A 24202-nucleotide genomic window follows, 5' to 3' on the forward strand; every position below is an offset into this window, starting at 1 on the left:
GGAAAGAAGCTTATGAAAGTAAATGGACAAGCTATAAAGGATATAAAGAAATATAGAGAATATATAAAATATGCAACTAAATCAGATTTAAAAGTACAAGTTTCTAGTACGTACTTAGGTTATTTTTGGTGGATACTAGATCCTATTATGCAAATGTTAGTGTATATGGTATTTGTATTGATTATATTTAAGAAGGGGGAAGAAAATTTTCCGATTTTTATTTTTAGTGCGATATTGCCGTGGAAATGGTTTATATCATCAATAATGGACTCTACTAACGCTATTCGATCAAAAGTTGGGCTATTAAGGCAAGTATATCTGCCTAAATTTATCTTACCATTGAATAAGGTTTTTGTTAATACGTACAAGTTTTTATTTAGTTTTATAGTGTTATTTGTATTAGTGATTTTATTTAAAGTACCAATAACAATACATTATCTTGAGATTATTATTATCTTTATAATAAATATTATATTTATTTGTAGTTTATCATTATTTTTTGCACATATAGGTGTATATTTCAAAGATATTAAAAATATTCTTGTTTTTTCAACTAAACTATGGTTTTATTTAACACCATGTTTGTATAGTTTAGATAGAGTTCCACAAAACTTAAGAATGCTTTGGTGGATAAACCCTATGACTTCATTTATTGAAAGCTATAGAAATGTAATACTATATGGTAAAAGTCCGTATTACTTAATGTTGAGTATTTGGTTAATATTTAGCTTGATTTTAATGCACAGTAGTTTGAAAGTTTTATATAAACATGATAAAAATTATACGAAGGTGATATGATGAATGACATTGCGATTAAAGTAGAAAATTTGAATTTAAAATATATATTTATAAATAGTATGGGAGTTAAAAAATATATAGCTAATATATTAAAAAAGAATAAAAGTAGGACTAAAGAAGTATTGGCCTTAACTGGCGTTTCTTTTGAATTAGAAAAAGGAAAGACATTGGGGATTATAGGGAGCAATGGTTCAGGTAAAAGTACATTATTAAGAGTTTTAGCACAGCTATATACTCCTGATATTGGAAAGGTTGCACTCTACTCAGAATCTGTAGCTTTATTAGCACTAGGAACAGGTTTTCAACCTGAATTAACAGGGATAGAAAATATTTACTTAAGTGGTTTGCTGCTGGGAATGTCTAAAGAAACAATTGATAAGAAAATTAATGAAATAGTGGAGTTTTCAGGTATAGGTGATTTTGTTAATAGTCCTGTTAAAACATACTCATCAGGAATGAAAGCAAGATTAGGTTTCTCAATTGCTACTAATATTGAACCAGATATTTTATTAATAGATGAAATACTGGGGGTGGGAGATGAAGCATTCAAGAAAAAGAGTAATAATAGGATTAAAGAATTAATTGAAAGTAACAAGACTGTTGTTTTAGTATCACATAGTGTAGCTGCAATTAGAGAAGTATGTGATTGTGTGTTATGGCTACATAAGGGTGAAGTGGTTAAATTTGGTGATGATGTTATAGGTATAACAGAGGAATATAGGAATTGTTTAAGAAATTCTAAATAGAAATGGTGTGATGTTTATGAAAGGCAACGTTTGTATTTTTGTATTGAACGACTTTATTAATGATGCTAGAGTTAGAAGAGAGGCATCTTCGCTAGTTGAAGCAGGTTATAAAGTAAAAGTTGTATGTGTTTATACCCAATTTTCATCAGGACTTAAAAAAGATGAGATAATGGATGGGTTTAAAGTGAGAAGAGTAAATAAATACTCAGACTTGGCATTAAATATAAGAAATTATAGGAATAAATTAAGAAGTGAGTATAAGAATGCAAAAAATATTAAACAAAATAATATTACAAATATTATTTTGCTAACTATATATTTGTTACTAGAATTTATTTCAATTATTCTTAAGAAGACTAAGATATTAAAGCTAGTTGGTATTTTTAATGTGATTATAAGAATGATAAAAGAAGGATTGAAAGAAGAATTTGATATATATCATAGTAATGATTTGAATACATTACCACAAGGGTATATTTGTAGTAAGCTTTTTAAGAAAAAAAAGCTTATATACGATTCTCATGAGGTGCAAACTAGCAGAACAGGAAATATAGGTAAAAAGAGGTATTCCTTAATAGAAAAATTTTTAATTAGAAAAACAGATAAAATGATTATGACTACTGATACAAGAGCACAGTATACAGCAGATTTATATAAAATAAAAAAGCCTGAAATTATTCATAATTATCCATTTATTAAAGAAAAGGATTTATCTAAATTTAATTTGTATGAAATAGCTAACATACCTAAAGATGAGCCGATATTGTTATATCAAGGTGGAATTCAAGAAGGTAGAGGATTAGAAAAAATTATTGAAGCAATACCCAAATTTAAAAAAGGAATAACCGTTTTTATTGGGGATGGCAAATTAAAAGATGAAATTATAAATATGGTTGAAAGTAAAGGATTAATGGAAAGAGTAAGATTTTTATCTAAGGTTCCTGCAAAAGATTTAATGTATTTTACTCAACATGCTTATTTAGGTTTTCAAGTTCTTCAAAATATATGCTTCAATCATTATTCCTCTTTATCTAATAAATTATTAGAATATGCTATGATGGAAGTACCAATGGTAGCAAGTAATTTTCCGGAAATGAAAAAGATTGTTGAAGATAATCAAATTGGAAAGTGTGTAGATCCACATGATAGTAATAATATTGCAGAAGCAGTTAATTATTTATTGAATAATAGAGATAAATACATAGAATTTAAATTAAATTGTAAGCAAGCTAGATTAAGATACAATTGGGAAAATGAGAAAAAAAATTTTATTAGAATATATGATAACTTGTTGAACAGTGAGTAACTTTAATATGAAAAACTGGAGGGTAACGATGGATGATAATCAAATAAATTCCAGGTATTATGGGGATATAAACAGTAAAAAAACTCAACAACTTACTAGAGAGAGAATTCATTGGTTATGCAAACAAGTAAATGGGGAAAAAATACTAGATATTGGATGTAGCCAAGGAATAACTTCTATTTTGTTAGGAAGAGAAGGGTTTAAAGTTACAGGAATAGATATTGAACAAAATAAGATTGAATATGCTTTAGAGGAATTAAATAAAGAGTCAGATATAGTAAGGTCAAATGTAAAATTTGCAAATGAAGATTGTACAGTAATAAATGCTGAATTAGGTGAATTTGATACAGTTATTTTGGGGGAAATTTTAGAACATTTTTCAAATCCGGATAAGTTATTAAGAGTAACTTTTGAGTATTTAAATAAAGATGGAAAAATTATAATAACTGTACCACATGGATATCATAGTTACCACGATCATAAGAGCACATTCTATATTGGAAACTTTATTAATTTAGTAGGAAAGTACTTTCAACAAGAATATGTAAAAATTCAAGACAAAACAATATATTATGTAGGAAAAAGAAAATCTTCCATTGATGAAAAATTTGATTTGCAAAACTGTGATTCAGATTATATTCAAAGTATATTGAACGTAGAAGAAGAAGCGTTTTTACAGTTTGAAAAAGAAAATGAGATTTATATAGCAAACAAAAATCAAAGAATAGAAAAGATGGGACAGCAAAATAAAGAAAATAAAAAAGTATATACTAAGTATGCTGATTTCAAAGGAAACGAACAGCAATATATTTCTTATTTTGAAGGGTTTCATAATGAGTTAACATTAATAAAAAATGAGCTGAATAGTATAAAGGGAAGTCAGAATGATATTTTTAAAAATGAGTTAATAGATTCTATAAAAAAATCAGAAACAGTATTGTTAAATATAGAAAAGATTAATGACGATTATGAAAAAGTAAAAAGTGAATTTAATGGTTTACAAGATAAATCAAAAGAGATATTAGGGGAATTAAGAGAAAGAAATTATAATGATGTTAAAGGAATGTTAGATAATCAAGTCATAAAGAAGATAAATGTTGATTTTGAAGAAATTAAAAATGAATTCAATCAATTACATGATAAACTAAAAGTTATTGATTCTGATCAAGTTAAATCTATATTAGATAATATTATAAGTGATTTAAGAAATGATGTATGTCAACAAAGTGATGTTAAAGAAATAAATGCATATAAGACAAAGGTTAAACAATTAGAAAAAAACATAGTATCACTTGATAAAAAGGTTGAATCACAGAAACAAAGTTTAGATAAAGTTAAAAAGTCTTTACAAGTTTCCAGACAGACAATTGATTATTTGAAAAATAATAGCTCAGTGAGATATAGAATAGGTGATGCAGTAGTTGAAGCTAGAAAATCATTCAAAAAAGCCGTTAAACTGCCGGTCACTATTATGAAGTTATATAAAGATCATAAGAAAGGTAAGTTTAGCGATGAATTAGCTGCTTCAATTGAGATAGAGAATACAGAAGTGAAAGAAGTAGTATCTACTATAAAATCTACAGAAGGGTGTATAATATTCACACCAACAAATGGAGCGGGATTAGGGCATATTACTAGATTATTAGCTATAGCAAGAAGAATAAAAAAGTTACAACCAGAAAGAAAAATAATTTTCTTTGCCACTAGCTCAGCAATGCATCTGATATTACAAGAAGGTTTCTTAGGATACCATCTGCCGTCTAAAATGCTTTTTCCAGAAGATACAAGTGCAAAACAATGGAATATGCTGCTAAAAGAACAACTTGGAATGGTAATGAAATTGCATAAACCAAGTATGTTAGTATTTGATGGTGCTTATCCTTATGCAGGATTAATAGCTTCAATGAAAGAAGCTAAAGATTTACAAAGAGTATGGGTTAAGAGAGGTCAACAAAAGAAGGGAACTGAGTCGATAAGAGACGAAAAGGAAAAGTATTTTCACCATATAATTAAGCCAGGTGAAGCAGGTGAAGAAAAAACTTCTAGTAAAGATAACCATAAAGTGTGTGAGCCAATTGTATATTTAGATAAAGAAGAAGTATTGGATAGAGAGTTAGTAAGAAAGCAGTGGAGAATACCAAAGGATGCTAAATTGGTGTATGTACAACTAGGTGCAGGAAATATAAATGATATTGATTCAACATTAGGTAAGCTTATTTATGTATTAAGAAAAAGAGAAGATATTTATGTTGTTTTAGGAGAGTCTATCATCGGAAACAGACTTAATATATATCAAGATAGGATTATAGTAATTAGAGATTATCCAAATTCTAGATATTTTAAAGCTTTTGACTTAGCAGTTTCTGCGACAGGATATAACACTTATCATGAGTTAATGTATTTTGGAGTACCAACAATATTTATACCTAATACAAATACTAAAACAGATGACCAAGTTGCTAGGGCAAAAAATGCGGAGAAACAAGGGGCAGCTGTTACATTAATAGATTCATCAATTAAAGATTTTGAGAAGGCTATTTCAAAAATTTTAGATGATAATACAAATATTAAAATGAGGGAAGCAGCTTATAAAATGATTGAGAGAAATGGTGCAGATGAGGTTGGAGAATATTTATTAAATATTTTAAAAGAAAAGGAAATGTAATAATGAAGATTGATATAATATGGGACAGTGGAAGATTAAAATTTTCCTTTATACCAGAAGATGGAGATGGAGATTTTAGTGAAAAAGCTAGGCTAGGAAATACTAATTGTTTTGTAAAATTACCATCAGATTGGAGTTTAGAAGGTACTCATCCGGACATAATTGCTTTAGCAACAATATTGATTATTTATCCATTTAGTAAATATAAAATTAATTTACCATTTGGTGTAAGCAAAGATTTTGCTGAATTGTTTGAAAAAGTTACAAAGAAGAAGGTATTTCCTATTGTTGAAAGTTTAAAGCCTAGAAAATCACAAATTTACTCAGTGCCAGCATTAGCATATAGTGGTGGAGTTGATTCAACAGCTGCGCTAGCTGTGCTACCCAATACTGCAAAGTTATTTTTCTTAGACAGAAAATGCGATGATAGAGAGAAAAATTCAGATAATAAAAATGTAGTGTATAGATTTTTAAATAAGATTAAATTTAATAGAAAGAAAAATACTTTATATGATAAAGATGCAGCGTATTTTGCCTGTGAGAGTTTAAAAAATATGGGCAGAAGTGTATATATGATTGAAAGTAATCTGGAATATGTTAGGAATCCAGTTGGATTTCCCATTGATGTAGCTAACTCTATACCTGCAATATTAATGGCTGATTATATTGGATTAGATAGTATAGCATTTGGTACAATCCTAGAATCATCATATAGAATTGGTCATGAAAAATATTTAGATTATTCTAAAAGAACTCATTATATAAGATGGGGAAAATTATTTGAGATTGTGGGATTACCATTCAATCAGGTTACAGCGGGTATTAGTGAGGTTGGAACATCGAAAATTGTAATAAATTCACCTTATTCTGACTTAGCTCAATCATGTATGAGAGGAAAAGCACAAACACCATGTTTAAATTGTTGGAAGTGCTTTAGAAAGGTTTTACTAGATAAAACACTTAAAGATGAAGAACTAGATGATAAATTATTTGAAAAGGTATTTAAGATTAGAGAAGCAACGGAGCAATTAAGTAAAAATCTTATTAAACACCAAAATGTACTTCAATATATTACTTATCACTACAATGGAAGTAATGAAAATATGGTGTTTTTAAAAGATAAAGTAATGGGAGAAGAAAACGTAGATTGGCTAGAAAAATGGTATCCAAAATCAATTGAATTAATTCCTGAAAAATATAAAGACGTAGTTGAAAAAAATATACTAAAATATTTAGAAAAAATGAGTACGGAAGAAGAAATAAAGGTAGAGCAATGGAATCTAGGTGAATTAGTCAAAAGTGAAAATCACAAAATGAAATGTGAAAAATTCACAGAGAGCATTAATGGTTAAAAGTTAACAAGAAAATGAAAAAAAATTTAATAAAAGGTGATTTTATGAAAATATGTGTATTGGGATTGGGATATATAGGGTTACCAACGGCAATAATGCTTGCTATTCATGAAAATGAAGTTTGTGGGGTTGATATAAATTTAGATATAATTCAAATGATAAATAATGGAGAGCTTCATATAAAAGAATCTGGATTATCAGATTTGTTTGAAGATGTAGTGAATAAAGGAAACTTTAAAGCATTTAGTAAGCCTAAGGAGGCTGATGCATTTATAATTGCCGTTCCTACTCCAATAAAAGAAGATAAATCCTTTGATGGAAGTTATGTAATAGATGCAGTTAATTCTCTTTTACCCTATTTAAGAAAAGGAAATATTATTATTATTGAATCTACAATTGCCCCAAGGACAACAGAAGACTTAATAAAACCTTTAATAGAAGAATGTGGATTTAATATAGGAAAAGATATATATTTAGCACATTGTCCTGAAAGAGTTTTACCAGGAAATATTATAAATGAATTGATTAATAATGATAGAGTAGTTGGAGGGATAACAAAAGAGTGTGCGGTTAAGTCAGCTGACATATATAAAGCATTTGTTAAAGGTGAAATATTATTAACTGATTCTAAAACTGCTGAAATGGCCAAGCTTATTGAAAACACTTTTAGAGATGTGAATATTGCATTTTCAAATGAAATTACAAGGGTTTGTACTGAATTAAAGATTGATGCTCTAGATGTTATTCAAATGGCAAATAGACATCCAAGAGTAAATTTATTAAATCCAGGTCCTGGAGTTGGTGGACATTGTTTAGCTGTGGATCCGTACTTTATTATTGATAAAGAGCCTAAAAACTCTAGAATCATCAGTATAGCAAGAGAGATAAATGACGGTATGCCATATTTTGTTGTAGAAAATATTGATAAACTATTAAAAGGTACAGCAAACCCACTAATCGCTGTACTAGGCGTTAGTTACAAAGGGAATGTGGATGATGTAAGAGAAAGTCCTGCTATTAAGGTTATAGAACTTTTAAAGAATAAAAACTACAAACTAAACATATATGATCCTTATGTAAAAGGTTGGAGCAATGTGAGTTCAATTAAAGAAGCAATATTAGATTGTGATATGGTATTAATATTAAGTGATCATAAACAGTTTAAAAAAATAGATGCAGAAGAGATAGTTTCATTAATGAGAAGTCCAATGATTTTTGATACTAAAGGGATTATAATGAAGCAAGAGATTGCTATTTCTAATGAGAACAATACAATAGTGAATGATCAAAAGGAAATTAAACTTATAAATTGGGGGAATTTGCATAAATATTTATATTGATTAAAATGTTAGATATTTATTTCATTTTAAAATGTCAAAAATCGAAATAGGTTATTAAAAATGATTAATGGAGGTAGTAAAGTGTATATTCCAGTTGGGAAACCAGATATTACAAACAAGGAAATAAATGAAGTTGTAGATGTGATGAAATCTGGCATATTTATTGAAGGGCATAAAGTAAAGGAATTTGAATCAAAAATCTCAAAGTTATTTAATGCGAAATATGCTATTGCTGTTAACAGTGCAGAAAGTGCATTTCACCTAATAGTTAAAGCATTAGATATAAATAATGGGGATCAAGTAATAACTACTCCTTTTAATTATGTAGATCCACTAAATTGTTTTATTGCTGAAGGTGGAATACCTGTGTTTGTTGATATAGATCCGAAAAGCTACAATATGGATATTAATAGTATAGAGAATAACATTACTGAGAAAACAAAAGTTATTCTGGCATCTAATAGTTTTGGACAACCTATGGATATGGAAACTTTAAGGAAAATAGCCGATAAATATAAATTATATTTAATAGAAGATAGCTGTGGAGCTATGACATGTAAATATAATGGCAATAAAATTGGCGAATTTTCTCATGCTACAGTTATTAACCTTGCTCCCAATAAAGAAATCACAACAGGTGAAGGTGGAATTCTTATAACCAATGACAAAAATATGACTGATGTATCAAGGAGCCTAAGAGCTAGAAATAGAATTAAAATGGAAGAATATGTGTTTCATAAGAATAAAGGACACAACTATAAAATGAGTGAACTTCATGCTGCAATAGGATGCGCACAATTAGAGAGATTGGATGAAATTGTAGCAGAAAAGAAGAAGGTAAGGGATATATACAACGAAGAACTAAGTAATATAAGAGGTATTAAGATTCCGTATATTTATGAAAATGTTGAAATAAATGGAATGACATCATATGTGATTTTACTGGATAAGGGAATAGATAGACAAAGTATAATGAACTATCTAATGGATAACGGAATTGAATGTAGAGCATATTTTACACCAATACATATTCAACCATATATTAAAGCAGATTTTAATTATAAACAAGGAGCCTTTCCAGTAACTGAAGATATATCCAACAGAACGGTAGCATTACCTTTTTTTAATGGTTTAAAAAGGGATAAGATAGAGTATATAGCAAAGAAGATTATAGAAGCTATATATATATGCGAAGAAAGTAAATGCTAGAAGTAAAAAAGTTTATATTTATCAACTTAATTGGTGAGAAATCAACTATTAAATTTATGTTTTTTATTATTTTATTTTAATATAGGTTGATAATGAAAAATATAAGGAGAAAATTTAAAAACAATGGCTATTATTAAAATTAAAAATATTATATAAAAATGGAGATGAAAAGAAATTAAAGTAGAATACTTAAAATAGATGGAGAATCTGAAATGATAAAGGTAATATCTGTTTTTGAACAAGAACAGAAGCTATAAAGATGCTCACTAGTTAAAAAGTTAGAAAAAGAAGATGGAATAACATGTGATAAAATCATCAAAGGAATTATAATTAAATTTTATAATCAGTAGGAGTGGTTTGTTTATTACGTGCTAACAAATTTATAAAATTTTGTAAATTGAATATTATAATAGTAAGTGGAAAATATGCTTAGAAAAGAGGGGTTAACATGATTAAAGAAACTCAAAAACAATTAAATAGAATTCAAGTGCTATTGGATTGTTTTTGTATAATTTTATCAGTAATTTTAGCGTGGTTATTAAGATTTGAATCAGGAATTATAGATCTTAATGGTAAACCATTACCTTTTTCCAACTATTTTAACCATACTTTTATTTTAGTTCCATTATTCCTAGTGTTATTCAATAAATTCAATATGTACAAACCTAAGAGATTAAAAGGGATATTTGTAGAGTTTAGCAATATAATTAATATTAATATTATAGGGATAATTATTTATACACTAATACTATATTTTTCTAAAGCAGTTGATTTTTCAAGATATTTTATAATACTATTTGGTGGTTTTAATATATTATTATTGACAGCGGAACGTGTAACAATAAGATTAGTCCTAAGAAAAATTAGAAAAAAAGGAAGTAATCTAAAACATATAATTATTCTTGGGAATAGCGAAATTTCAAAAGGGTTTACTGGAAAAATTCAAAAAAATAAACATTGGGGTTATAATATTGTAGGGATTTTTTCTGATAATGTAAACAAAAGAAATGAGAATAAAATAGGTAGAAAAGTGCAAACAGAAGCAGAAAAACAAGTTGCTGCGAGTATTGATACCTTAAAATATCAAAATAGCATGATAAAAGATTTGAATAATAAAACAAACAGTCTATCAGGTGATTTCAATGACTTTAAACAATATATTAGTAAGAATAGGGTAGATGAGGTCTTTATAGCAATAGCTCTCGAAGAATACAGTAAGCTTGGGGAGTTAATAAATTCTTGCGAGCAGAATGGGATTAGAGCAAAGATAATACCTGATTATTATAAATATATACCTGCAAAACCATATGTAGAAGAAGTTGATGGTTTACCAATAATAAATATAAGATATGTACCTCTGGATAATATAATGAATAAATTACCTAAGAGAATATTTGATATATTAGTTAGTAGTATATGTTTAGTGCTAGCTTCGCCAGTACTAATATTCACTGCGCTTACAATAAAAATTACATCACCGGGGCCAATATTATTCAAACAGGAAAGAGTAGGGCTTAATAGGCAAAAGTTTAATATGTACAAGTTTAGGTCAATGCATGTTCAGAAAGATGAAGATGAGAAAGTGGAGTGGACAACTAAGAATGATCCAAGAAAAACTAAGTTTGGTTCTTTCATTAGAAAAACAAGTATTGATGAACTACCGCAATTCATTAATGTCCTTAAAGGGGATATGAGCATAATTGGTCCTAGACCTGAAAGACCATATTTTGTTGACAAGTTTAAAGAACAGATTCCTAAATATATGATAAAGCATCATGTTCGTCCTGGCATTACGGGATGGGCGCAGGTTAATGGATTTAGAGGAGATACTTCCATTAAGAAGAGGATAGAACATGATATTTATTACATTGAAAATTGGACATTTGGGTTTGATCTAAAGATATTCTTTATGACCTTTGTCAGAGGGTTTAGAAATGCATACTAGGGGACTGTCACCACCCGAAATCACCCGAAACCGCTCGGAAAAAGTGGAAAATAGAAAATGTTCAAATAGACTATCAGAGTATTTTGCTGACAGTCTATTTTTTAGTTTGAAAATTTGAAATGTGGATAACATTTAATAAAAAAGGAATATTTAAAATGGCAAGAAAAAATAGAATCTGGTTTCCCAATGCTATGTATCATATAACATCAAGAGGAAATCGTAGAAATGATATTTTTAGAGTTAAAGAGGACTATGAAGTATATTTAAAAATCTTAAGAGAAGTGTCGGTATATTATAATAATGAATACGAAATCATATGTTATTGCTTAATGACAAACCATGTTCATTTACAAATTCAAACACACGAAAAACATATTAAGTATTTTATGAGCAGATTAAACTCATTTTATGCTAGATATTTTAATAATAAATATAATTATGTAGGTCATTTATTCCAAGATAGATATGGTTCAGAAGTTATAGACAGTGGTAAATATGCTGTAAGAGCAAGCAGATATATACATCTGAATCCAGTAAGAGCTAATATGGTACTGAAACCAGAAGAATATAAGTGGAGCAGTTATTCAATGTATATAGGAATGAAAGAAGAAAAACTAATAGAGAGCGATAAAATATTATCTTATTTTACTAGAGATACTGCAAGAGAATTATATAGGGATTTTGTAGAAAGTGCAATGAAAAATAAATCAATTGAAGATAAGGAAGTGATTTAGGGATAGACCAATAGATTTGATAAACTAGAAAAGAATGTGAATAAACCTAAAGAGGCATCTTAAAATAAAGATGCCTCTTTTTTAAAATCAGTCATTTTTCGAGAAGTTCCGAGTAGGTTCGGGTGGTGACAGTCCCCACTACACGTGTCCCCTACAATTTGTTCCTGGTTATTAAAGTATTACTTTTTAAATCATAGACATTGATAAAATTAGGAGAAATGGTATAAAGATAATCCCCATTGATTGTTATATACTCCGATATTTGATCAATATAATTACTATTGTTAGTAGGTAATTGTGTATCAAAATTCGATATCAGATTCACAGTGAAGTCTCTGGAGTCATTCTGCTTGTATGTTAATAAATATTCGCTAAACTTATCCGTTTTAAGTGTTATAGGTAGTGCTAGAAGTTTATTTTCTTTATCATAAAACATAATACCATTAGTGCCGTAAGAATTATTAGTAGTAAGATCTAAAGTCGTAATAAGATTATATTCCAAATCATAAATGTTCATATTAAAAAATGTTTTTTTATCTGAAGTGATATTCAATTCATATATATAATCTTCAGTATAATAGAGTTCTCCAGATATTATTTTATGATTATTTTTCACAGAAATTTTATTATCTTTAAAATATAAGGAAACCCATTCACTAGAATAGTTATTAGATGAAGTATTATATTTAATAAATAAATTATCATCTACAAAATCGAATTTTTCAATTGTAGATTCTTTATTTGTAAAATAAATATCTTGTACAATTAAGTTATCATCAAGTAGATAGATAGCAAATGTGTCCTTGTCAGATAGCTTTAGCGTTGTTATTAGTTTTAAACAATTATTTTCAATATTTAAAGCGTCGTAAAATGTTAAAGATCCTGGCATAATAGCTTTAAAATTATCTAAGAAAAGCTCTTCTCCTATACTCAGTTTAATTATCTGCGTTTGGTTATTTTTAGATGATGAAAGATAAATAAAGTCATCATCTGAGTACACTGATTGACCGACTCCCCATATTGCTTTTGTATCAGAGAGTGAAATATCATCTTTGAGAGAAATGCTTACCCCACATAGATAATTTTTTTCGGTTGATTCATATGGTGCAGAATAAATATTATTTTCATTAAAGAAATATTTTTTTTCATCAATGAAATAATAAGGCCAGAAGTCAAATTCTGATGAGGCTTCATTATATGGTTTAAATTTTGAAAAGATTTTCATGCTATCTTCCGAGAACGTTAGGTGTACAAGGTTCCCCGATAAAGAGAATTCCTTCAAGAAGATAGGCATTTCCAAAATAGTAATATCAAATATTTTTATGGTAGTTACTGGATCATTGACACCAAAAGGAGAACTTAATTCAGCTGAAGTGTTAAGATAATCTCCGGCTACAATAAGATAGTCATCTTTAATATATAAATTATGTATGTTGAAATTAGTTAATCTAATATTGGTTATTACCTTAGAATTATTAGGTGATAAGTCTATAAATTCTACAGCATTTCCTTTAATCCTAAAAATATGACTCTCATCATATTCTGCATATTCATTGAATTTAGTGTTTTTTAAATTATCAATGGAGTTAACACCATGCTCATAATTATCTAAACTTTGCATGAAATCTTCAAAGTTTTTTAGATTTTCAAAACTATTTATATTTTCAAGCTTGAACTTTGATTGAACATTTAAATCATAAGCAGAAGCTGTTTTGTTTATAAGAAAAAATGATGAAAATAATGTTATAAATAATAAGTATTTAATATATTTATTCATGGCAATCTCCTTTGATAATATCTTCTATATATATAAACGTATAAATGTAGAATTTAGTTGCATATATATAATAAAAAATTTAGGAAAAAGAAAAAAATATAGAGAAAAAAACAAAGTATTAACATTAGAAGTAATTTTGATTATCAATAATTAAATGTGATATAATTTAAACTAATGCTAAGCATTTGGATATACTGAAATGAGAATAATGTATCAAGGAAAGATTAGAAATAGAATTATATAATCTTGTAAATAATAAAAAAATAAAGCTCAAAGAGTTAGAGACAGAATTTATTAGGAGGAATGAATATGAATAAAAAGATTATCATAGGAGTGCTAACATTAATATTAATAATTGGAGGAGCTGTATTTGGAATAGTTAAAAATCAAGAGAAGAAATCTACACCTGATAATAATTATATTACTGTTGAATATAGGGATGCTATGTTAGGTTCGCTTCTTACTGCAAACTTGACTGAAGAAGGAAAAGAAAAATATTCAAATGCATCTTTATATGAAGTTTATGATGAAAAGGGAGAAGTGATGTCACCAGATAAATTGGGACTTGGAAAAGAGACTGTGGTTCTTCCAAAAACAAAGCCAGGAGAAAATGTTGTTATATATCTTTATGATGAAGCAGGAGAATTGCTTGATAAGCTAACTAGCAGGGTAATTAAGTAATATATAATGGGGTGATTTAATGGATTTTAATAGAAAAGTAAAGAGGAGTTTAACTGCTATAATATTAGCAGTATGCATCATTTTTGGACAAGTTAATCAAGCTTTTGCTGATGTGAAAGATGAAATAAGAGATGAAGTGTTATTTTATTTATTACAATACTATAAAGATGGAGTACCAGTAGAAATTTTGAAGGCTGAAACAGTTGATGAAATGATGGAGCTTATAGACGACAAATACACAAAATATTTTTCTAAAGATGAGTATGATGAATTTATAAATGCAATTGATAATAAAATATTTGGTATTGGTGTTTATATAAAGGAACATGAAGAAGGATTATTAGTAAGTGATGTCATTAAAACAGGACCAGCAGAAGCAGTAGGTATTAAGAGCGGAGATATAATAGTTAAAGCTGGAGATGCAAATCTTAAAGGATTAACTGTTGATGAAGCAGTAACTTATGTTAAGGGTGAAAAGGGTACTGAAATTAAGATTACTGTGAGAAGAGGGAAAGAAGAATTAATCTTTAATGTTGTTAGAGATGAAATAAGGCTTCCTACAGTAGAAATGGAATGGTTAAATGACGATACAACTGCACATATTATAATAAATACATTTGGACAAAAGACAACACAAGAATTTCATGATCTTGTAAAGGACGCTCAAAAACAAGAGGCGCAGAACTATATCATTGATTTAAGATACAATGGTGGAGGGTATATGGATGTTGCTCTTGAAATAGCTGGAATGATGATTGGAAATGAAACAGTTTTGGTTGTAGATAAAAAACAAGAGAAGGGTGTTGAACTGAAAGATTATGCAAGTGATATAATTATAGACAAACCTATAATATTCCTTGTAAATAATATGTCTGCAAGTTCTTCAGAAATATTATCAGCTGCAATTAGGGATTACGACAAGGCTTATTTTATAGGAGATACTACTTATGGAAAAGGGGTTGCACAGTCACTTATTGAATTAAGTGATGGGAGTGCGCTTAAAGTAACTACTCAAGAGTTCTTTTCACCAGGAAAGAGAAAGATAAATGAGATTGGTATTACTCCAAATTTAAAGACTACAGATGTGAATCCACTTGTTTTAGCAAAACTTATTTTTGGTGATATTAATGATGTTGAAGAAGCATTTGCTAAAGTTCAAGAAGCGGAAGAACTTTATGTGGTTGATGATTCACAATATAGAGATAAGGTACTGAATGGATGGGAAGTAAATGTGGACATGATCTCATCAAAACTTAGAATTAAGCCAGAGCAGAATATCAAAATTAAGTTCAATAGTGAACTTGAAGGTGATATATCAGAAATAAAAGATGATATTCATATATATAACGGATTTAATGGTGATGAAATTGAAGCTGAGGTATCAGTGAATGGGAAAATGTTAATTGTAGACCCAAAGGAAGAGTTAATAGATGGTATGAATTATGTAATGTCTTTTGAACCAGGTATTAAGTCAGTTGATGGTAATAAATTAAATAGAGGAAAAATGATAACCATAAAGGTTAAGAAATAGTATAATTAAACTTTATCTGGAGGTATGGGTTATGTTAGAAAAACTAAAAGGGTTAGAGAGTTATAAGGTATTTGAATATTTCAAGGATTTAAATGAAATACCAAGAGGGTCTGGAAATGAGCAAGAGGCTTCTAATTGGCTTGTTGATTTTGCAAAGAAGAGAAACTTAGAGGTTATTCAGGATGAGGCATATAATGTAATCATTAGAAAGCCAGGAACAAAAGGATATGAGAATGCTAATACAGTTGTTCTACAAGGTCATATGGATATGGTATGTGAAAAGAATAAAGGAACAGAACATGATTTTGAGAAGGATGCCATTAAATTCATAGTTGATGGAGATGTGTTAAGAGCGGATGGTACAACATTAGGAGCGGATAATGGTATTGCAGTTGCATATGGATTAGCTCTTTTAGATGATAATACATTACAACACCCACCTGTAGAACTTCTATTAACAACAGAAGAGGAAACGGGTATGGGGGGAGCATTAGCTCTAGATGCTAAAAATATTGAAGGAAAGATGTTAATTAATATCGATTCTGAAGAAGAAGGAACACTTCTAGTTAGTTGTGCTGGAGGAGTAAGACAGGTTATAACTCTAGAGGGAAATAAGGAGTCTGTAGAAGGTTGTGGACTTATTATTGAGATCAGAGGCTTAAAAGGTGGACATTCAGGAATGGATATTAATAAGGAGAGAGGAAACTCTAATAAGCTTATTGGTAGAATACTGAATGAATTACGTAAAGAGATGGAAGTTAGAATACATAATATAAGTGGTGGATCTAAGATGAATGCTATTCCTAGAGAATGTGATTGTACAATCGTAGTTAATGAGAATAGCTTTGATAGAGCTGTTGAAATAATTAATGAATATCATGAGATATTTAGAAAAGAGCTTTCAGCATCTGACAGTGAGATACAAGTATCATTTGAAAATGTTGAAGTAAGTGATGCTTTAACAAAAGAATGTAGTAATAGAATTATTGATACACTTCTTATGATGCCAAATGGTGTTCAATCAATGAGCATGCAGATAGATGGACTAGTAGAAAGTTCAACTAACTTAGGAGTATGTATTTCAGAAGACAATAAAATTAGGTTTGAAAGTGCTATAAGAAGTTCTGTTGAGAGTAGAAAATGGGAAATTGCTAAAAGAGGAGATGCACTATGTAAGTTAGTTGGGGCTTCTGTGGAATATCAATCAGCTTATCCAGCATGGCAATACAGAGAAGATTCTAAGCTTAGAGAATGTATGGTTGATACATATGAAAAGATAAGTGGAAAGAAACCAGAAATTTCAGCTATACATGCAGGACTAGAATGTGGTTTGTTTGGCGGTAAATTTGGTGAAGAGATGGATATGGTTTCATTTGGACCAAACTTACATGATGTTCACACTCCAAATGAATGGGTTGAAATATCTTCAGTAGATAGATGTTGGACTTATCTTAAAGCGGTATTAAAGAGTTTAAAATAAAAAGATGGAATAAATAGTTATGGATAAAAATACACCCTTAGCAGCATTGCTAAGGGTGTATTTTACATTAAGTTATATTAGCATTAATCTCAGAGATTTTCGGTTTCGAGGGAGTTGAAAAATCAACTACTTTAAAATGACTATTTTCTATTGACAGTTTAACAGAATTTTTAAAAAATTGAACACTGGTTAATTTTTTACTATTATTAATATTTTTTATCTCTTTAATTAAATTAAGGTTTTCATCAAGTAGGACTATATTGTAATTCTTATAATTCTCTGCAGATTGATAGATGAAAGTTAGCTTTTTATTATACTCATTCATAAATTTTGGATTAGTTAAATATCCATCTACTGAGAACTTATTAACATATTTAAGTTTATCAGAAGTCATAGATAATCTGTAGATTGTACTCTTAGTGTTATTGAGAGTGATGAAATATAAACTATCATTTGAAAGATATTCTATTATACTATTACACTTGATGGATGATATTCTTATGAAATTTTGTTTAATTAAATCAACTTTAGTTAAGTTATGAACTCGTTTAGATTTTGTATTGCCAATATTTATTATGTGTGCTAAATCAGAGGTGGTGTTATTAAATAAATTATTACCTCCTTTAGAATAAAATGATGTAAGAATATATAGGGTGTTATCTTTTTGGACAGTTGTTTCATAATCCCCATGAATATAAAGTTTATTTTCTAATTTGATATTTTTTATATCAGAGATATCATAGAAAAAAATCAAATTTCCCCTACTATCAAATGTTTTTGGGGGCGTTTTACCTAGAGTGGAACTCTGTACAAAAGTATCTTTAAAGTTATTCTTTTTTGAGGAATCCATATTAATGTCATATGGAATTAATTTTTTATTCAATATTTCATAAATTAGTATTAATTTATTTTCTATGAAAAATATATCCTTATATGTGGCATTCTTAAGAGCACCATCAGTAAGTGTTAATTCGTTAATGGCAGTTGGAAAATCTTTATCAGAGTTATATATAGATATATTTAGATTGTCAATTTTAAAGTAATATTCTCCATTATTCTCCAAGACCGAATTTGGTTTATTCATAATACTTTCACTTCCTTTTTTAGCAATAGCATTACTTGGTACATTATTAGTCAATGCGTATGAAGAAAGTTGTATATTACAGAGTAAAAATATTAAAGCTAAAAAAATAAATTTTTTAAATTTCCTTTTCATAGTTAAGACTCCTTTCTAATAGAATTATTTTAATTATAATTTTTATTTGTTTATCTAAAATAATATTTCAGTATGAATAATCTTTATCATTACATGGTAAAAAATGTATATATATAGTATATACGATTTTTTATAAAAAAAGTTACTATATTCTAGATAAATGAATTTATTTTATTAACAATAAATATGTTATAAAATAAATCATTTGACTTTTAAAATTATTATATGAAGATTTAGCTTGCAATATTAAGAATAAAGAGTAAAAAGAGTACTGGGAACATATCTGATTGGTAAAATTTGTCATAAAGCTTACATTGAATCAATTTCCAAAATATGGTAAAATTTAATGTGAACAAAAGTTGAATTTTTAAAAAACCAGTAAGAAAATAGAGACAGAAAAGGAGGGATTTAATGAAATGGGTAAGGAAAACCATATGCATATTTTTAGGACTCGCTATGATATCGAGTACTGCATTGGCTGAGATTCCAAATTATACAGTTATCATTGGAAATAAGTCTTTTGCTTTGAAGTATGCAAACGATGAAAAAAACATCAAAGAAATCAGAGATGCTTTAAAGAAAAACACAGGAAAAATTATAATAAAAACAAAGAATAAGTGGTTTGAAAATAACGGAGAGATTTTTCATGAACTCAGTTCATTACCTAGAGTCATCTATACAGATGAGAATGGTAATAGGTGTGAGTACAAAGAAGGAAATGGAGATAAAATCAAAGGGGGGATTTTATCAATTGAGCTAGTCAACAGTAATACTATTCGTATTAAATTCACTCAAGCATTGGACAAGCAATGGATAAGCAACAGGGAAAACTTCTTAATAAATGGTGTTGAATTAACTGAAGAAGATATTATTACCTACAACGAAGAAGAGGGGTATGTGCAAATCAAACTCCATAAAAAGGTTAAGAATTCTGTAGAGTTATCACTTAAGAATATTAAAAATCTATATGGAGAGATTCTACATGAAGAATTCAAGAAGAAAATAGTTCCGAAGAGTGAATCTTCTTCAACCAGTGGGGGTTCCTCTTATAGTGGAAGTTCTCATAGTGGAGGTAATTCAAATAGCACTATTAATGTTGAAAGCATAGTTCTCAATGAGACAGAGCTCAAGATGAGACTTACTTCTAAATATCAATTAACTACACAAGTTCTACCACTCAATGCAACAAACAAAGCTTTAACATGGAAATCAAGTAATACTAGTGTAGCAACAGTTGATAAAAATGGAAAAGTAGTTGCAACAGGAGTAGGAATATCGGTAATCACAGTTGAAAGTACAAATGGTAAAACAGCTAAATGTAATGTAACTGTACTACCAATTCCTGTTGATAGTGTGACTCTACAAAAAGAAAAAAGTATAGAACTTGGTGAAAAAGCACAACTAGTTGCAAAAATTTATCCATCTAATGCAACGAATAAAAATTTAACTTGGACTTCATCGAATTTCCAAATTATATCAGTTGACAATGATGGAATTCTTATGGCTAAAGAATTAGGTACAGTAACCATTACTGCAGAATCTAATAATAATAAAGTAGCAACATGTGTTGTAAAGAGTGTTCCAAAAAATAATACTTTAGTCGTAAATATAATCAATAACAAAGCTGTTATCAATATAGTTGATATTACAGAATCTGAAAAGTTTATGAATCTTAAGATCATGAATAAAGTTAATGGAAATCTTGAATTAATTCAGGATTATGAGTTAAATCCAGACAAGATGGAAATTAAGCTCGAACTTAACCCAGGTGTCTATACAGGAGAAATCAATATTGGCAATTCAAGAAGATTTAAAATAAAAACTTTTAGTATTGACTAACTTAAAATTTTCTCTTATTGGGATGAAGAAGAGTAAAGCTTATAAAGAAAGGAGGGACTGGTTGTATTGAAGATATAACTGGGAAAAAGCTTGAGAAAAAAGATAAATAAAAGAATAAGCTTAATCACCCTTATAGCGTTTTTTATTGGAATTCTTTCAATAGGAATTCCAATGTCTACAAATGCTGACACAAGTTCAAATGTATCTTTAACGAATAGTGATAAATCTAAATATGGGATAGCTATTAATACAGATGGAACAGTTGCTATTATTGAACTAAACAATGACGATATTACCGCAGGAACTGAAACTGAGAAAAGTATTGGAGTAGTTGATTCAAATGTATCTGACCAGGAGGAAGTTCCAGTTGGAACTGTAGTTACGCTTAGTACAACTACCACAGGTGCGGCTATTATATACACCTTGGATGAATCAGAACCTACAACTGAATCAGGTGTGATTTATGAATTGCCCATTACTATTGAAGATGACGTAACAATTAAAGCATGTGTATATAAAGAATCTTCCTATGGAGAAATAGTACAGTTTGATTATAAAGTAGTTAAGACTGAACAGGCTAAACAGATCAAACAGAACAAACAGGTTGAACCGGTTAAGACAAGTATACCTGAGGGTTCAGTTACGACTGGTACTAGTATTGAGTTGAGTACTACTACAACTGGAGCAGCTATTTATTATGAGATTGAAGAATTAGATTTTATTGATACCACTACATCACAGGCAATAAAGTATAATAAGCCAATTATAATTGACTCAAGTAAGAAGATAACAGCATATGCGGTTAAAGAAGGCTATAAGGATAGTATTAAAAGTGAATTCACATACACAATAGAGAATCAAGTTGTCATTCAAAGAGAGTTAGATGATGAGGTAATTGCAGGTGAATTCTCAATGTTTAAAATGAAGGCTAAGAACTTACGTAATGAATACAAAAGTGTTAGCTTAGTCATTGCTGTTTATGATGAAAAAGACAGAATGATTGATTATATCTATGTTTCAGATGTTCTTAAACCAGGGGAGATGACTGAGATGGAATATGGGCTTAGGGTTTCTGAATCAGGAAGTTATATTAAGAGTTTTATTATAGATAATCTTAATGGATTGGTACCAGTGAGCAATACCATAAAGATTCCTGTAAAGAGTAAAGAGTAATACACTAGAAGGGGGAAATAAGATTGAAAAGTAAAAAGATTTTAGGGTTATTATTAGCTTTTAGTTTGGGTTTTAGTTTGTTACCAGGCAAAGCATTTGCTAAAGGCGTACAAGCGGGTGGAGAAAATACTAGACCTATTCACTATGTAAGCCCAGATTATAATACAATTATTACAGCTCTTATAGAAGAAGGGGTAATTGACAAAAATGCAACACCAGAAGAAGCAATGGAAATAGTTAAAAAACTTTTTTCACAGGGACCAGTAGAAAAACTTTCAGAAAAAGAGAATGCTCAGAGAGAAAAAATTGTTTCTAAAATGAAAAAAATAGGAATAAAAAGCGAAAAGGATGTATTAAAATCATTTCAAAAAGGAAAAAAATTAGAGGTACCTCAAACTGTACAAGCTGAGAAGTTTGAAAAAGCTGCATATGTTTCTAAACCATTGGTTATTCTTATGGATTTCGAAGATTATAAATTTGAAGACATGGCTGATGAGAACCTCCAATTTAAGTTTAATGATTATGATACTAATCACTTTCAAAAAATGTTATTTGGTGACGGATCTTTTAAAGGGCCAAATGATGAAGATTTAATTACAATGAAGGAATACTATTTGCAGCAGTCAGGTGGAAGTTATACTGTTGATGGTAAAGTTACTGGTTGGTATACCGCTGAGCACGATTATAAGTATTATGGAGAACAATTAAGTGAGGCGATACATGATAGGGATACAAAATCTTTCGTTATAGAAGCTATAAGAGCAGCAGCAGCATCAGGAGATATAAACTTTGCTGATTTCGATAATGAAGATAGATATGATTCTGATGGAGATGGAGATTACTATGAGCCTGATGGAGTTATAGATCGCCTCTTCATTATACATGCTGGTATGGGGCAAGAGCAAGGTGGAGGATCACAAGGTGATGATGCAATGTGGGCTCACAGCTCGGTTATCCAGGTGGAGGGAGACTTCGAATTCAAAGATCATAATGGTGACACTTGGTACGCTAATGACTATACACTTCAACCACAAAGTGGAGCTGTTGGAGTTTTTGCACACGAATATGGACATGACTTAGGATTACCTGATGAGTATGATACTGCTGATAGCTATAGTGGTTCGCCAGTTGGTGCATGGGCAATAATGGCAGGTGGAAGTTGGACTGGGAAAATTCCTGGAACAATGCCAACAGGATTCAGTCCATGGGCTAAAGAATTCTTACAAGCTTCAATGCCAGATAAAAACTGGTTAAAAGGTGCAACAGTAGATATAGAAGAGATTCCACAAGAGGGATATACATTATTATTAGATGAAGCATCTACAAAAGGTGTTAATAATGATGTTGTAAGAATAGATCTTCCATCCTTTACTGAGAAAATTGTAGAGGTTATAGAAGGAGATCAACTTCTTTATAGTACAAGAGGTAATATGTTAGACACAAATATGCAAATAAATGTTGATCTTACAGGAAAACAAGATGCAACACTTAAATTTAAGACAGCTTATGATACTGAAGAGTATTGGGACTGGGCAAGTGTATTAGTTAAAGAGCATGGAGCAGATGAGTGGGCTGTTATTCCAGGTAATATTACAACTACTGAGAGCCTTGAAGGAACAGTAATTACAATAGAAAATGGTATTACTGGTACTTCTGATGGATGGATAGATGCTGAATTTGATTTAGAAGCATATGCAGGTAAAAATATCGATATTATGTTTAGGTATCAAACAGATCCAGCATTTGAAGGTAAAGGTTGGTTCATTGATGCATTAAAAGTAGTTTCTGGAGAAGAGGAAGTTTATAGTGAGAATTTTGAAGGAAATCCATCACTAGAACTAAATAATTTTATAGTAACTGATGCTAGAGAAACTTATGACCATTACTATTTAGCAGAGTGGAGAAATTACAGCAACGCAGATGAAGGGCTTGAATTTGCAGATGGAGGAATAGCATACGAACCAGGTTTGGTTATATGGTATGTAAATAACGATAAGTATAAAGGACAGAATCATGTAGGAAGTCATCCAGGTGAATGTTTCCTAGGTGTAGTAGATGCTGACCAACAAATCGACCCATATATACTTTTCGGAGAACCTTACATGTATGGAGCATCAGATTATAGAGTTCATGATGCTGCATTTGGATTAGATGAAACTAAACCTAATCATATAAATTGCTTTGGTACAGACTATATAACTTATGAAGATGATGAAACATTCATGAACCCTTATTTCTCAGATGATAAGGATTACTCAAATTCAAAAGGATACGAATATGGTCCTACTAAATATGCAGAGAGTGGATTAATCCTTAAGAATTATGGTCTTAAGATTTATGTAACTGGTCAAAGCAAAGATAAGAGTGTAGGTAGAATTCATATTATGAGAGATAACAAATAATCGCTGAT

The 24202-nt window shown here is 29.4% G+C and carries 17 protein-coding genes; 15 read left to right on the forward strand and 2 right to left on the reverse strand.

Annotated features, from left to right (window positions below; all coding sequences use genetic code 11):
• The first annotated feature begins 12 nt into the window (after window positions 1-12).
• From KDK92_RS11030 to KDK92_RS11070, 9 genes are all read left to right on the forward strand, one after another.
• Complete coding sequence (locus tag KDK92_RS11030) at window positions 13-798, forward strand: ABC transporter permease (protein WP_250859309.1); 786 nt, start codon at window positions 13-15, stop codon at window positions 796-798.
• Window positions 795-1544, forward strand: a complete 750-nt coding sequence (locus tag KDK92_RS11035) for an ABC transporter ATP-binding protein (RefSeq protein ID WP_250859310.1) — start codon at window positions 795-797, stop codon at window positions 1542-1544. Before KDK92_RS11030 ends, KDK92_RS11035 begins: the two co-directional genes overlap by 4 nt.
• Window positions 1545-1560: 16 nt before the next feature.
• Window positions 1561-2850: a glycosyltransferase family 4 protein gene (locus KDK92_RS11040; protein ID WP_250859311.1), complete on the forward strand. Its 1290-nt coding sequence runs from the start codon at window positions 1561-1563 to the stop codon at window positions 2848-2850.
• 28 nt (window positions 2851-2878) lie between these two features.
• Entirely contained in the window at window positions 2879-5515 is a 2637-nt protein-coding gene (locus tag KDK92_RS11045; protein WP_250859312.1) for a methyltransferase domain-containing protein, read from the forward strand.
• Between the two features lie 2 nt (window positions 5516-5517).
• Window positions 5518-6867, forward strand: coding sequence for a DUF6395 domain-containing protein (locus tag KDK92_RS11050; protein ID WP_250859313.1), 1350 nt, complete (start codon window positions 5518-5520; stop codon window positions 6865-6867).
• A gap of 14 nt (window positions 6868-6881) precedes the next feature.
• Window positions 6882-8207 carry a nucleotide sugar dehydrogenase gene (locus KDK92_RS11055; RefSeq protein ID WP_250859314.1) on the forward strand — a complete coding sequence of 442 codons (1326 nt, stop codon included), beginning with the start codon at window positions 6882-6884 and terminating at the stop codon, window positions 8205-8207.
• Between the two features lie 81 nt (window positions 8208-8288).
• A complete protein-coding gene (locus KDK92_RS11060) occupies window positions 8289-9416 on the forward strand; it encodes a DegT/DnrJ/EryC1/StrS family aminotransferase (protein WP_250859315.1) in 1128 nt (375 codons plus the stop codon).
• A 448-nt stretch (window positions 9417-9864) separates the two neighbouring features.
• Entirely contained in the window at window positions 9865-11361 is a 1497-nt protein-coding gene (locus KDK92_RS11065; RefSeq protein ID WP_250859316.1) for an undecaprenyl-phosphate glucose phosphotransferase, read from the forward strand.
• A gap of 155 nt (window positions 11362-11516) precedes the next feature.
• Window positions 11517-12095, forward strand: coding sequence for a transposase (locus KDK92_RS11070; protein ID WP_250859317.1), 579 nt, complete (start codon window positions 11517-11519; stop codon window positions 12093-12095).
• Between the two features lie 151 nt (window positions 12096-12246).
• On the opposite strand, the gene KDK92_RS11075 is transcribed toward KDK92_RS11070, so the two are convergent.
• On the reverse strand, window positions 12247-13872 hold the full coding sequence (locus KDK92_RS11075; protein WP_250859318.1) for a beta-propeller domain-containing protein: 1626 nt from the start codon (window positions 13870-13872) through the stop codon (window positions 12247-12249).
• A 309-nt stretch (window positions 13873-14181) separates the two neighbouring features.
• Here KDK92_RS11075 and KDK92_RS11080 point away from each other — a divergent pair, with 309 nt between their 5' ends.
• The 3 genes from KDK92_RS11080 to KDK92_RS11090 are packed head-to-tail and all read left to right on the forward strand — an operon-like array spanning window position 14182 to window position 17564.
• Complete coding sequence (locus KDK92_RS11080) at window positions 14182-14553, forward strand: hypothetical protein (protein ID WP_250859319.1); 372 nt, start codon at window positions 14182-14184, stop codon at window positions 14551-14553.
• Between the two features lie 19 nt (window positions 14554-14572).
• On the forward strand, window positions 14573-16084 hold the full coding sequence (locus KDK92_RS11085; protein WP_250859320.1) for a S41 family peptidase: 1512 nt from the start codon (window positions 14573-14575) through the stop codon (window positions 16082-16084).
• A gap of 31 nt (window positions 16085-16115) precedes the next feature.
• Window positions 16116-17564, forward strand: coding sequence for an aminoacyl-histidine dipeptidase (locus KDK92_RS11090; protein WP_250859321.1), 1449 nt, complete (start codon window positions 16116-16118; stop codon window positions 17562-17564).
• Between the two features lie 67 nt (window positions 17565-17631).
• On the opposite strand, the gene KDK92_RS11095 is transcribed toward KDK92_RS11090, so the two are convergent.
• The gene (locus KDK92_RS11095; RefSeq protein ID WP_250859322.1) at window positions 17632-18780 is read right to left on the reverse strand and encodes a beta-propeller domain-containing protein; all 1149 of its coding nucleotides are present in this window, start codon (window positions 18778-18780) and stop codon (window positions 17632-17634) included.
• 411 nt (window positions 18781-19191) lie between these two features.
• Between KDK92_RS11095 and KDK92_RS11100 the strand changes: the two genes are divergently transcribed.
• The 3 genes from KDK92_RS11100 to KDK92_RS11110 all read left to right on the forward strand — a co-directional run bounded on the left by KDK92_RS11100 (window position 19192) and on the right by KDK92_RS11110 (window position 24194).
• Entirely contained in the window at window positions 19192-20619 is a 1428-nt protein-coding gene (locus KDK92_RS11100; protein WP_250859323.1) for an Ig-like domain-containing protein, read from the forward strand.
• 90 nt (window positions 20620-20709) lie between these two features.
• A complete protein-coding gene (locus tag KDK92_RS11105) occupies window positions 20710-21792 on the forward strand; it encodes a chitobiase/beta-hexosaminidase C-terminal domain-containing protein (protein ID WP_250859324.1) in 1083 nt (360 codons plus the stop codon).
• 23 nt (window positions 21793-21815) lie between these two features.
• Complete coding sequence (locus KDK92_RS11110) at window positions 21816-24194, forward strand: immune inhibitor A domain-containing protein (protein ID WP_250859325.1); 2379 nt, start codon at window positions 21816-21818, stop codon at window positions 24192-24194.
• The last annotated feature ends 8 nt before the right edge of the window (window positions 24195-24202 follow it).

It is taken from the genome of Oceanirhabdus seepicola (assembly GCF_023684385.1).
GTDB classification, from domain to species: Bacteria; Bacillota; Clostridia; order Clostridiales; family Clostridiaceae; genus Oceanirhabdus; species Oceanirhabdus seepicola.

Coding starts and splice junctions, on each gene's coding strand:
- KDK92_RS11030 (WP_250859309.1), top strand. CDS start 13: ATGAAAGTAAATGGACAAGCTATAAAGGATATAAAGAAATATAGAGAA.
- KDK92_RS11035 (WP_250859310.1), top strand. CDS start 795: ATGATGAATGACATTGCGATTAAAGTAGAAAATTTGAATTTAAAATAT.
- KDK92_RS11040 (WP_250859311.1), top strand. CDS start 1,561: ATGAAAGGCAACGTTTGTATTTTTGTATTGAACGACTTTATTAATGAT.
- KDK92_RS11045 (WP_250859312.1), top strand. CDS start 2,879: ATGGATGATAATCAAATAAATTCCAGGTATTATGGGGATATAAACAGT.
- KDK92_RS11050 (WP_250859313.1), top strand. CDS start 5,518: ATGAAGATTGATATAATATGGGACAGTGGAAGATTAAAATTTTCCTTT.
- KDK92_RS11055 (WP_250859314.1), top strand. CDS start 6,882: ATGAAAAAAAATTTAATAAAAGGTGATTTTATGAAAATATGTGTATTG.
- KDK92_RS11065 (WP_250859316.1), top strand. CDS start 9,865: ATGATTAAAGAAACTCAAAAACAATTAAATAGAATTCAAGTGCTATTG.
- KDK92_RS11070 (WP_250859317.1), top strand. CDS start 11,517: ATGGCAAGAAAAAATAGAATCTGGTTTCCCAATGCTATGTATCATATA.
- KDK92_RS11075 (WP_250859318.1), bottom strand. CDS start 13,872: ATGAATAAATATATTAAATACTTATTATTTATAACATTATTTTCATCA.
- KDK92_RS11080 (WP_250859319.1), top strand. CDS start 14,182: ATGAATAAAAAGATTATCATAGGAGTGCTAACATTAATATTAATAATT.
- KDK92_RS11085 (WP_250859320.1), top strand. CDS start 14,573: ATGGATTTTAATAGAAAAGTAAAGAGGAGTTTAACTGCTATAATATTA.
- KDK92_RS11090 (WP_250859321.1), top strand. CDS start 16,116: ATGTTAGAAAAACTAAAAGGGTTAGAGAGTTATAAGGTATTTGAATAT.
- KDK92_RS11095 (WP_250859322.1), bottom strand. CDS start 18,780: ATGAAAAGGAAATTTAAAAAATTTATTTTTTTAGCTTTAATATTTTTA.
- KDK92_RS11100 (WP_250859323.1), top strand. CDS start 19,192: ATGAAATGGGTAAGGAAAACCATATGCATATTTTTAGGACTCGCTATG.